General features: G+C 56.8%; 12 protein-coding genes and 1 pseudogene. 2 read left to right on the forward strand and 11 right to left on the reverse strand.

Annotated elements, in window-relative coordinates; all coding sequences use genetic code 11:
• Nucleotides 1-131: 131 nt before the first annotated feature.
• Entirely contained in the window at nt 132-824 is a 693-nt protein-coding gene (locus tag ACR0ID_RS19905) for a TetR/AcrR family transcriptional regulator (protein WP_480608244.1), read from the reverse strand.
• A gap of 154 nt (nt 825-978) precedes the next feature.
• Here ACR0ID_RS19905 and ACR0ID_RS19910 point away from each other — a divergent pair, with 154 nt between their 5' ends.
• A complete protein-coding gene (locus ACR0ID_RS19910; protein WP_480474016.1) occupies nt 979-2,388 on the forward strand; it encodes an arylsulfatase in 1,410 nt (469 codons plus the stop codon).
• 198 nt (nt 2,389-2,586) lie between these two features.
• Here ACR0ID_RS19910 and ACR0ID_RS19915 read toward each other — a convergent pair whose 3' ends face one another.
• From ACR0ID_RS19915 to ACR0ID_RS19960, 10 genes and pseudogenes are all read right to left on the reverse strand, one after another.
• Nucleotides 2,587-2,955, reverse strand: a complete 369-nt coding sequence (locus ACR0ID_RS19915) for a RidA family protein (protein ID WP_480608246.1) — start codon at nt 2,953-2,955, stop codon at nt 2,587-2,589.
• A gap of 17 nt (nt 2,956-2,972) precedes the next feature.
• On the reverse strand, nt 2,973-3,293 hold the full coding sequence (gene sugE / locus ACR0ID_RS19920) for a quaternary ammonium compound efflux SMR transporter SugE (RefSeq protein WP_480608248.1): 321 nt from the start codon (nt 3,291-3,293) through the stop codon (nt 2,973-2,975).
• 22 nt (nt 3,294-3,315) lie between these two features.
• Nucleotides 3,316-4,470: an acetylornithine deacetylase gene (gene argE, locus ACR0ID_RS19925; RefSeq protein ID WP_480608250.1), complete on the reverse strand. Its 1,155-nt coding sequence runs from the start codon at nt 4,468-4,470 to the stop codon at nt 3,316-3,318.
• A 9-nt stretch (nt 4,471-4,479) separates the two neighbouring features.
• The gene (locus ACR0ID_RS19930; protein WP_480608252.1) at nt 4,480-5,529 is read right to left on the reverse strand and encodes an ornithine cyclodeaminase; all 1,050 of its coding nucleotides are present in this window, start codon (nt 5,527-5,529) and stop codon (nt 4,480-4,482) included.
• Nucleotides 5,510-6,418 (reverse strand): DMT family transporter, encoded by a 909-nt coding sequence (locus tag ACR0ID_RS19935; RefSeq protein ID WP_480608255.1) that lies wholly within the window; start codon nt 6,416-6,418, stop codon nt 5,510-5,512. The genes ACR0ID_RS19930 and ACR0ID_RS19935 overlap by 20 nt, the downstream gene beginning before the upstream one ends.
• A gap of 7 nt (nt 6,419-6,425) precedes the next feature.
• On the reverse strand, nt 6,426-7,052 hold the full coding sequence (locus tag ACR0ID_RS19940) for a cysteine hydrolase family protein (RefSeq protein ID WP_480608258.1): 627 nt from the start codon (nt 7,050-7,052) through the stop codon (nt 6,426-6,428).
• A gap of 54 nt (nt 7,053-7,106) precedes the next feature.
• Nucleotides 7,107-7,889: an ABC transporter permease gene (locus ACR0ID_RS19945; protein ID WP_480608260.1), complete on the reverse strand. Its 783-nt coding sequence runs from the start codon at nt 7,887-7,889 to the stop codon at nt 7,107-7,109.
• 4 nt (nt 7,890-7,893) lie between these two features.
• On the reverse strand, nt 7,894-8,583 hold the full coding sequence (locus ACR0ID_RS19950) for an ABC transporter permease (protein ID WP_480608263.1): 690 nt from the start codon (nt 8,581-8,583) through the stop codon (nt 7,894-7,896).
• Between the two features lie 87 nt (nt 8,584-8,670).
• Nucleotides 8,671-9,441, reverse strand: coding sequence for an ABC transporter substrate-binding protein (locus tag ACR0ID_RS19955; protein ID WP_480608266.1), 771 nt, complete (start codon nt 9,439-9,441; stop codon nt 8,671-8,673).
• Nucleotides 9,442-9,505: 64 nt separating this feature from the next.
• Nucleotides 9,506-10,300: pseudogene (locus ACR0ID_RS19960) on the reverse strand (ABC transporter ATP-binding protein).
• A 116-nt stretch (nt 10,301-10,416) separates the two neighbouring features.
• Here ACR0ID_RS19960 and ACR0ID_RS19965 point away from each other — a divergent pair.
• Nucleotides 10,417-11,310 carry a LysR family transcriptional regulator gene (locus ACR0ID_RS19965; RefSeq protein ID WP_480608269.1) on the forward strand — a complete coding sequence of 298 codons (894 nt, stop codon included), beginning with the start codon at nt 10,417-10,419 and terminating at the stop codon, nt 11,308-11,310.
• Nucleotides 11,311-11,618: the final 308 nt, after the last annotated feature.

Consider the following 11,618-nt stretch of genomic DNA (forward strand, 5'->3'; position numbering starts at 1 on the left):
CGACATCTGAGGCCTTGGCGGACGGCCGCAGTCGTCCGCCATCTCATACCGGACGTCTCTCATGATTGACCGTAGCGGCCGCTCAGAGCCCAAAGTGCAATTGGCAGACTTTTCGAGAAGTCCTTTTCAGCTCAAGAAAGCCCCAATTTCTGTGCCTCGAGAATGTGTTTCATAACCCGATGGATTTCTTCGTCCGGCGAAGCGTAGACCCCTTTGGTTTTCTTGTTCCGCCCGATGAACAGTGTCAGTCCTTCTATCGCTGCGGTGATATGAAGCGAGAATGCATCGCATTGCACGCCGGACCAATCGGGCCTGCACGTCCTCACGAGCCCAGCAAAGACCCGTCGCTCCAGTTCGTGTATTTGGTCCATCAATCTTTCAGCAACAGGATCGAACAAGGCGAGTGCCCAGAGTTGCGGGAAGAAAGCAATCTCAGGTCGTCGTAAGTCCTGAACCAATAATGAGACAATTCTATCAAGTGCCCGCCGTGGCGAAGGCACGCTCAGTTGCAATGTGGCGAGAATTTCTTCCGCATAGGTCGCCAGCCGATCCTGAGCAAGCGCCTCGAGAAGTTTGGATTTCTTCTTGTAGTGATACGTCAGATTGCCGACACGCATGTCGATACGGTTCGCGAGATTGCGCATCGTGAAATCATCAATCCGGGCTTCAATAAAGAGCAAAAATGCGGCGTCAAGAATGCGCCTTTTGGTACTTGCACTGCCAGACAGATCATCTGCGGACAAAGGAACGGGGCGTTGAACGACAAGTTCACGCAACATGACAATTACGTCGTCGGGAACATAGTCTTCTATCTTTGTCGTCATAGTCACCTGATAGCGAGATTATCATAAGTAAGGCAATGATTGCATATTTTAGGACAATTGTCCTACACTTGGGCAATCACACCAAGCGAAAAGCAATTGGGTCCGGTAACACTCTAGAGCACCGACCCTCAGTACCACGGCGGAGGACTACTAGATGATCGCAACCATCCGCACAGTTGCCTTATTACTAGCTACGACACTGCAATTTGTTGGCTTCGCCTCGGCACAGAGCGAAAAACCCAATGTTGTCATTATGATGGTCGACAATCTGGGATGGGGCGAACTTGGAGCCTATGGCGGAGGTGCCTTGCGCGGGGCCGAAACGCCACGGCTGGATGAATTTTCCTCGGAGGGTATGCAGCTTTTGAACTTCAATGTCGAACCTCAATGCACCCCTAGTCGCTCGGCGCTCATGACGGGACGCAGACCAATCCGATCAGCAACGACCAAAGTCGTTTGGGGCGTCCCCTACGGTATGGTCAACTGGGAAGTGACCATGGCTGAGCTTTTCTCAGAGGCTGGCTATGCCACGGGAATGTTCGGAAAGTGGCACCTTGGCGATTTGCCCGGACGCTTCCCGACGGATCAAGGATTTGACGAGTGGTATGGCGTGGCAAATACGACGGATGAGTCCGAGTACTCCTCCCAGTTTCAGTTCGATGCATCAGTCAGTGGTCAACCGATGATCCAAGAAGCGAAGCGCGATGAGGCTCCCCGCGATGTCAAAGCCTACACTGTAGAAACCCGACGCACGATTGACGGTGAACTGACAGAACGCACGATTGACTTCATTCAACGATCTGTGGCGAGCGAAACGCCGTTTTTCGCCTTTGTGCCCTTTACGCAACCGCACCTTCCAACCTTGCCTCATCCCGACTTCGACGGGTTCACAGGTAATGGTCACTACGCAGATGTGTTGGCGGAGATCGACTTTCGTTCAGGGCAAATCCTCGATGCAATCAGTGAGTTGGGGGTAAAAGACAATACTGTCGTGATCTGGTTGAGTGACAATGGGCCCGAGTATTTCGAACCGTGGCATGGCACCGCAGGACCATGGAGGGGTGCGTATTTTACAGCCTGGGAAGGATCTCTAAGAGTTCCCTTCCTGATCCGTTGGCCCGGAAAAATTGATGCAGGCATCAAAAGCAACGAGATCGTACACCTCGTGGATATGTTGCCGACATTGGGCAGCGTAGCTGGGTACGACCTGCCCCAAGACCGTATTATTGACGGTGTAGACCAGTTGGGTTTCTTCCTTGGTGAACAAGACAATTCGAACCGCGAAGGCTTCATCATTTACAACAACGATGATGTCTATGGTTACAAGTGGCGGAATTGGAAGCTGCATCTGGTGGAACTTGAGAACATGAACAGCGAGCCACGTCCGCTCAACGTGCCTCGTGTGCACAACCTCATCACCGATCCCAAAGAGGAATATCCGATTCAGAGCGAAGCAACTTGGGTGTTGCCAGTGATCTTCGGCAAGATTGCGGAGTTCCAGCAAACTCTCGAAGAGGAGACGCCTGTGCCATTTGGAGTTTTGGAGCCCTATTCACCTGAGTAGTGAAAAAGCGGATGGCAGGTTTGTCCGCACACCGCAACTTGGCCCATCGCGCGAGGAAGGTCCGGATAGAGCCCACTTTACCGAATGTCGTGCAAGCCTCGAATTACTGCGAAGCACGCTTAGCTGACATTGCCCAGCATAGAGCCGGACCTGTCCCGCCTTCTGGGCTGCCACATAAGGCTACTTCCATGCCAGAAATCAGCCTGCCTCTCCGGTTTCCGGCAAAGCCGCGATCACGATCATCTCTACTTTGTAAGCGTCAGTGGCCAACCGGGCCTCTCCGCAGGCGCGGGCCGGTGCATGGCCGTTTGGAACCCACGCGTCCCAAACGGCGTTCATTTCACCAAAGTCTTTCATGTCGGCCAACCAGATCGTTGTCTGGAGAATGTGGGATTTGTCTGAACCGACCTCAGCCAGCAGGGTGTCGATGCTTCGGAGACATTCCTGCGTCTGCCGTGTCACGCTGGCATTGGCCGTGCCAACCTGCCCGGCCAAATAGATAGTGTTGCCATGGATCACGATCTGGCTCATGCGATCGCCGATGTGAGAGCGTCTAATTTTAGGCATCGGATTTCCTTTGGTTTTCAAGAAGTGCCAACGATTTTCAGTCCAACGATCCCGGCGAGGATCAGGCCGACACAGGCGAGACGCGCGAGCGTCGCGGGTTCTGAAAAGAAGATAATGCCAAACAAGACCGTGCCCACTGTGCCTATACCTGTCCAGACGGCGTAGCCGGTGCCCAGTGGGATGCTGCGCAGTGCAAGGCCCAGAAGGCCCAGGCTGATGGCCATCGACACCACCGTCAGCACGGTTGGGCCCACTCGGGTGAACCCTTCCGTGTATTTCAACCCGACGGCCCACCCGGTTTCGAACAGGCCGGCAACGAACAATATGATCCAGGGCATCAGGGCATCTACTCTTGTGGCATCAGACGCACAGCGTTTCGACCAGCCGTTCCATGAAGATCTCACCCTTACGGAATTGGTCGAGTGATATGAATTCATCTGGCTGATGGGCCTGGGCGATGTCTCCGGGGCCGCAGATGACCGTTGATAACCCACGTTCCTGAAACAGGCCACCTTCGGTGGCGTAGCTGACCACATGCGTGGCATTGTCCCCGGTCAGACGTCGCGCCAGCTTTTCTGCATCGCCGTTCGTTTCAGGTGCCAGACCGGCGACTCCGAAATCCTGTTCGGCAATAATGCGGGCATCGGGATGAATGGCCTGCATCTGTCGTTCCAACGCCGCAACCGCGTCGAGAAACCGGCGTTGCCAGTCAGAATGGTCTTCTCCCGGCACGACGCGAAAGTCGATTTCAAACCGGCAATCGCGGGCGGTGATATTGTGGGCGGTCCCTCCCGAGATCGTACCGACATGGATTGTCGTGTAGGGTGGGACGAAATCAGCCGCAAGCGCGCTCGGCTCTATCTGCGCGCATTGGTGGTTCATCTTGTTGGCCCAACTCACCAGTTCTGCCGCCATCATCACGGCGCTGACCCCTTCATGCATCATCGAGGAATGTACCTCGTGTCCGCGCACATGCACTTGGTATCCGAACCCGCCTTTGTGGCCAGTCACGACCCTCATCATCGACGGCTCGCCAACGATTACCGCGCCTGCTTTTGGCATCCCGTGAGACAGCATGTGGTCGATCATCGGCGGCGCACCGGTCATCCCGGTTTCTTCGTCATAGCTGAGGGCAATCTGAAGGGGGCGCTGCAACGGTTTACGCAAAGCCAGCGGAACTGCTGCCAGCGCAAGCGCGTCGAACCCTTTCATATCGCATGTGCCGCGCCCAAAAAGGCGGCCATCGCGCTCGGTCAATGTGAACGGGTCGCTGCGCCAATCCTGTCGCTTGACCGGAACCACGTCGGTGTGCCCCGAAAGAACGACGCCACCAGCAGTTTCAGGTCCGATATTGGCGTAAAGGGCGGCCTTGTCTCCTTGCGGATTCATGACTTTTGTCGGGGTTATCCCATGGCTTTGCAGGTAGGTTTCAACAAAATTCACAAGCTCCAGATTGCTTTGATCGCTGACTGTCGGAAAAGCGACAAGCCGCTCCAGGAGCTGCCGTGCGGTCATTTCCATACCTCAAGCTTTCGATCTGTTCAGCATGCCGAACAAATCGCGTGGATCATCTGGATCGGCAAGCATGTCGAGCTTTGTGAAATATCCGGTGCCCTGAACCGCCTTGTGGATATAGCGCAAAGCGGAAAAATCTTCGATCGCAAAGCCGACACTGTCGAACAGTGTGATCTGCTTGTCATCCCGGCGGCCCTGCGCCTCGCCGGTGATAACACGCCAAAGCTCGGTGATCGGGTGGTCTTGTTCCAACTGCTGGATTTCGCCTTCGATCCAGGTCTGCTGGGGATATTCCACGAAGATTTCAGAGCGCAGCAGGATGTCGCGGTGCAGCTCGGTCTTTCCCGGACAATCACCGCCGATGGCATTGATGTGCACGCCCGGCCCAATCATGTTGTCGGTCAGGATTGTGGCATATTGCTTGTCCGCCGTGCAGGTGGTGATGATCTGCGCACCTTCCATGGCATCTTCACCCGATTTGCACGTCACGACTTTCAGACCGCTGGCCGCCAGGTTGCGCGCGGCCTTTTCCGTCGCCGCCGCGTCGATGTCATACAGGCGCACGGTGTCGATACCGCAGATCGCCTTGAAAGCGAGGCACTGGAATTCCGATTGGGCGCCGTTGCCGATCATCGCCATGGTTGTGGCACCCTTCGGCGCAAGATGGCGCGCTGCCATCGCCGAAGTAGCGGCGGTGCGCAAGGCGGTCAGCAGGGTCATTTCGGAGAGAAGTTTGGGATAGCCTGTGTCCACATCCGCCAGAAGGCCGAAGGCGGTGACTGTCTGCAAACCGTCCTTCGTATTCTTGGGGTGGCCGTTGACATATTTGAACCCGTACATCTCACCATCCGAAGTCGGCATCAGTTCGATCACGCCGACGTCCGAATGGCTGGCCACACGGGGTGTTTTGTCGAACAGTTCCCAGCGTTTGAAATCGGCTTCAATCTCATCGGCGAGATCGCGAAGCATTCGCTCGATGCCGAGGTGATGGACGAGGCCCATCATGTGTTCGACTGAAACGAACGGCACAAAAGCAAGATCAGATGGCAGCAGTGGCATCTTTGGCCCTCTTTTGAGTCATCGCCATGAGCAGACCTGAAATCAGGATGACCGTGATCCCGGCCCATGCGAGAAGGTTGGTTGCGGTACCCCAGAGCAGGAAGGCCCAGAGGCTGGCGAAAATCAGGAAGGAGTATTCGAACACGGCCACCACGGCAGGGGTGCCGATACGGTAGGCTTGGGCAATCAGGGCCACGGCGATGACGGCGCCGGCGGCCTGGAACAGGGTGAGCCACAGGAAGCGCGCCGATGGGGTGGTCCAGGGGGCGGAGATGAAAGCGTCTCCCGGCCAGATCGTGACAAGCCCCAACATGAGGAAACCGGCCAAACCGATGGTCAGGAAGATGCCGATGGCTAGAGTGACGGGGCTTTCGTCGGCGCACCAATGGCGGGTCAGCATCATGCCGAGCCCGTAGAAGAAACCGGCGGCCAGCGGCATGAACGACAGGACCGTCAGGGTCTGGAAATCGGGTTGGAGCAGCATCAGCGCACCGGCAAAACCCAGCACCACAGCGAACACGCCAGTGACCCCGAGGGGTTGGCGGAACAGAAAGACCGTCAACAGCGCCACCCAAAGCGGAGCGCTGAACAGACCCGCGCCAGCCTGGGCAACGGGCAAGGCACCAAGCGAGGCGAAATAGATCAAAAGCCCGACGGAAACAGCCAGGCTGCGACCGATCAGGCCCCAGAGGTTCACCGGGCGGATCGAGCGGCCAGTCATCCGGCCGACGACTAACAGGAAGGGAAGTGCGAACAGGGTGCGGAACAGCTGAAACTGCCACAGTCCGGCTTCTTCTGCGACGGAAGCCACGAAATTGTCGATGAAGCTGAGGATCGCCGACGCGGCGAGCGCCAGACCCGCCGCGGCGATGTTCTGTGTGCTGTGCATGGGGGGATCAGGCTTGTGCAGTCATGGCGGCCAGAACCTCGTCAATAGAGCGGATCGCGCCATGTTGCAGGTACTCCATCGCATTGAGCGACGCCTGATGCGCTGCAAGACTGGAGCCTGCCACGCAATCCTCGATCACCCGGCAGAAATAGTCGCCCTGATGCGCATCGACAAAGGTGTAGTGCACACAAACATCTGTCAGGCCACCGACAAGGATCAATGTCTCAGCTTTGAGGCCGCGCAAGAGGATTTCCAGATCGGTGCCATAGAAAGCGGAATAACGGCGCTTGGAAATCCGATAGTCATCGGGGCGCATGCCAAGCTCTTCTTCAGCGAAAGCAGTGAGCGGGTTGCTATCGAGGCAATGAATTGACTCGTCTCCGTCCAGCTCTCGCCCAAAATCCACCAGATCCGCACGGTGTATTTCCTGGATGAAGATCACCGGGATACCCACTTCACGGGCCTTGTCGATGGCGACCTTCGAACGCGCCATGCGATCTGCATATTCGGGCATGTGCGCGATCGAGCGCTCGTCGTCGGGGATCGGGGCGAAGGTTGATTTCTGAATGTCGATGACAATCAGCGCGGCACGGCCTTCGATCAAGTCACGTTTCTTGGAGTTGGTGTCGGCCATGAGTATCCCTTTCGACAGAGCTGTTGGCTGTTTGGGTTTGGTTGGGCTGCGTCTTCAGGCGAGCGCGGGGCGCGGCGATTTTTCCGTTTCGCGGGGGCGCAAATGCCTGAGGTAGCGTTTTTCGGCATATCTGAAGGCCAGCGAGATCAGGAAGACAATGGCCATGTAGAACAGCATGGCCGTTACGAAGCCTTCGTAGGCAAGGTAGTAGCGTCCGTTCAGCCAGCGTCCCACGCCAAGCAGGTCTTGCAACGTCACGGTGCTGGCAATGACAGAGCCGTGCAGCGTGAAGATCACCTCGTTGGAATAGGCGGGCAAGGCGCGGCGAAAGGCGCTTGGCAACACCACCAGCCGCATCCGGGTCCAGGGGGACATGCCGGTGGCCTTTGCCGCCTCGATCTCGCCGCGCGGTGTGGTTTCGATGGCGCCGCGCAGGAATTCGGTCGTGTAGGCGGCCGTGTTGAGCGTGAAGGCGATCAGCACGCACCACCACGGATCGCTCAGGATCGGAGACCAGAGAAAGCTGTTGCGAACCGCTTCGAACTGGCCCAGTCCGAAATAGAACAGGTAGGTCTGCACCAGCAAAGGTGTGCCGCGAAACGCATAGGTGTAGCCCCAGATGATCGGGTTCAGAACAGGTTTCTTGTAAGCCCGGGCAATGGCCAGCGGAACGGCGATCAGCCCGCCCAGCAGCAGCGCAAGGAACGTCAGCTGTAGTGTGACCCATGCGCCTTCGACGAACCTGTCCAGGTTGACGAAGATCAGCATGAAGTCCAGCGGTGCCGTGGTTTCGCTAATATCGCGCAGATATTCAAGGAAAGTGCGTTCGGGTTCCATGGCTTCAGGCCTTTCTCTCGCCGACGCTGTATTTGCGGTCGACCCAGCGAAGTGCGCCGTCGGAAACAGCCGTGATGATCAGGTAGATGACCAGGACCGCGAACATGAAGGTGAACAGCGCGTGGTTGGACCGGCCTGCCGAAAAGGCATTCCAGACGAGGTCATGCAGCCCGATCACCGACACAAGGGCGGTCGCCTTGACCAGCACCAACCAGTTGTTCGTGAAACTCGGCAGTGCATACCGCACCATTTGTGGCCATGTGACCAGAGTGAAGACTTGCCGCGCGCTCATGCCCACCGACAGGGCGGCCTCGATCTGGCCGCGCGGAATGGCCAGGATAGCGCCGCGAAAGGTTTCGGCCATGTAAGCACCGAAGATGAACCCAAGCGTCAGGACCCCGGCAATAAACTGGTTGACGTCGACATACCCCCAAAGGCCGGTAGCCTGGCCGATATCGTTGAGCAGCGCCTGGCCGCCGTAAAAGATCAGCATCATCAGAACCAGCTCGGGCACGCTGCGGACAAAGGTAGTATAAAGATTGCCGATACGCCGCAGGCCACGAGATGGTGAAAGCTTGGCGAAAGCCCCCAACAATCCGAAACCCACCGACAGAAGCAGGGACAGAACAGCGAGCGAGATCGTAACAATTGTCCCTTCGATCAGGATTTGCCGATATTCGAAAATCAGGCCCATGAGTCTCTGTCCGTTTCAAGTTTTTTGAAGTGAAATGCAGCAGGGACTGGGGAACGGGCCCCTGCTGCAACGGGTGATCCTACAGGATCATTTGCCGTAGATATCGATGTCGAAATACTTGTCGTTGATCGCCTGGTAGGTTCCGTTTGCACGAATGGCCTTGATCGCGGCGCTCAACTCGCCCGCCAGCGGATCGCCTTTGCGCACGGCGATACCGGTGCCTTCACCCAGACAGCCCACGTCATCAAGGTCGTCGCCAAGAAAAGCGAAACCCTTGCCTTGCGGCGTGTTCAGGAAACCGTCAATGGCTTGCAGCGTATTGTTGATCTGCATGTCCAGACGCCCGGCGACCAGATCGGCGAACACATCTTCCTGGGTGTTGTAGAGCTTGATGTCGGCGTCGGGGAAATGTTTCTCGACATAGCACTGCATGGTTGTGCCACGCAGAAGACCGATCTTCACGCCCTTGGTCCCTTCACGGGTGAGTTCGAAAGTTGCGCCTTCCATGGCGATGAAGCGCGTTGGGGTGGCATAGTACTTCTCGGTAAAGTCGACTTTTTTCTTGCGGTCCTCGGTGATGGACATCGACGCGACGATGGCGTCGTACTTGTTGGCGATCAGGGCGGGGATCATGCCGTCCCATTCCTGCTCGACCAGTTCACATTCACGCTTGAGCTCGGCGCACAAAGCATTTGCGATGTCGATGTCAAAACCCGACAGCGTGCCGTCGGCTTCTTTCATAGAAAATGGCGCATAGGCACCTTCCACACCAATGCGAAGCGTGTCGGCCATGGCCTGCCCGCCAAACAGCGCCACGGCGCTGACAACGGAGGCAATCAGCGTCTTCTTGAGTTTCATGTTGTCTACTCCCTGAGTTGAGTGATGCGGGCCTGCCCGATTGGACGCGTGGCATGACCCGTGGTTAGTTCCTGGTATTCGACAGGAATTCCTTGAAACGTGCTGAGATGGGATTTGTGAACATTTGATCGGGCGCGCCGTGTTCCTCGACCAGCCCCTGATGAAGGAAGATGACCTCGGACGATACATCGCGGGCAAAGCCCATCTCGTGTGTGACGACGATCATGGTGCGCCCTTCGTCGGCGAGCGACCGGATCACCTTTAGGACCTCTCCCACCAACTCCGGATCCAGCGCCGAGGTCGGCTCGTCAAACAGCATGACCTCTGGCTCCATCGCGAGGGCCCGGGCGATGGCGGCACGTTGCTGCTGCCCACCGGAAATGTGCGATGGGTAGTAGTCGCGCCGATCGTACATTCCGACACGTTCAAGCACCGCCTTCGCCTTTTCGATGGCTTCCGCACGTGGTTGCTTCAGAACGTGAATTGGCCCGGCGATCACGTTTTCCAGAACGGTCATGTGTGACCAAAGGTTGAAGGACTGGAACACCATGGCCAAACGCGCGCGAATGCGCTCGACCTGCTTGGCGTCAGATGGCTTGAATACCCCATGGCGATCCGTCGCCATCTTGATGTCTTCGCCATGCACCGTGACGGTGCCCGAGTTCGGAGTTTCCAGAAGGTTAAGACAGCGCAGAAACGTGCTCTTCCCAGACCCGGAAGACCCCAACATGGAGATGACGTCGCCCTATCGTGCTTCCAGCGAAACCCCTTTCAGGACCTCGACCTTCCCGTAGGATTTGTGCAGGTCCTGCACCTGAAGGGAAAGATCTGCATCGGGTTTTGCCTGCGGCTGGGCCATGAAGCGTCCTGTCTGTCCTGGTGGTTGTGAAGGCTGTCCAAACGGTAACGAGCGAATTCGTGATCGAAAAACAGGAAAAACTGGCCCTGAGCGTCTGTTTTCGCTACGCTGCGACAATGACAACGTCGCTCCGCCACCTGAACGCATTACGCGCCTTCGAGGCCGCCGCACGCCATCAAAGTATTTCCAGGGCGGCGGATGAGCTGAACGTCAGCCATTCGGTTGTCAGCCAGCATGTGAAAAACCTCGAAGCGTGGTTCGGTACGGAACTGTTCACCCGTTCCGGCAACCGGATTTTGCTCAGTGAAGATGGGCGTGCGCTGCTTCCGCGCATCTCGGGTGGGATTCAGACCCTGAGCGACGCGTGCAGCGATCTTCTCAGGGCGACACAAAAGAGCATTTTGACCATCAGTGCAGAACCGGCGCTGGCCTCTTTGTGGCTGCGCAAGCGTATCACCGAGTTTTGCGACCTTTTCCCAAAGATCGACATAGACCTGCGGCCGGCCTGGCAACCACCCCAGCTTGGCGAGGGCCATGCTGACCTGATCATTCACTTCGAAACACGACTTCCGGCTACTGGTGTGAAGCGCCATCGCCTGTTCCCGATAGATGGCTACCCAGCATGCGCACCAGGGGTGCGTGACAGGTTGCTTTCGCAAGATGGTCAAATCGACTGGCAGGAAGCTCCTCTGATCCATGACAATGGTCGGGAGATCTGGCACAACTGGTTTGTCGAGCACGAGCCCGGCAAAACGCGATGGCAGCAGGGGCGAGTCTATTCAGATCTTTCGTTGGCCATTGACGCTGCCGTGGATGAAGAAGGCATTGTACTGGCCGATGACATTCTTTGCGCCAAGGAAATGAAATCCGGTATGCTGGTCCGGTTGGACGATCGGCAAATTCGTTGCGTCTGGTATTCAGTGGCAACCCCTCGAAGAGCATCCAGAAAAGCTGCAGTCGACACATTTACGGGTTGGTTGCTGGAAAAAAGCTCAGCATTGGCTGATTAAGTCAGCTGGGAATAGCGCGAAATCACAGCGGACTTGTCACGCGGCAACTTGCGCGGCGGACACTATGATGCCGCGCGGTGAAAGCCCGGAGGCCAGCTTTTACTGAACTTCGCTCCAGTCGCAATCCGGAGATAGCTGCCATTGGTGCACCAGAGGCTAACGGCAGCAAAGTCCCGCAAAGCAGACGTTCAAACAAGTTGCAGCGAATGACCGGTTTGAGCCGATATTGTTGAAAAACAACGTGTTGCTGGCGCAGAGAGAGGCGTACCGAACTGAGCGCGAGTGCCTTTCTTGTCAGGCTTTGCTCG

The organism is Ruegeria sp. AL2, assembly GCF_056540845.1.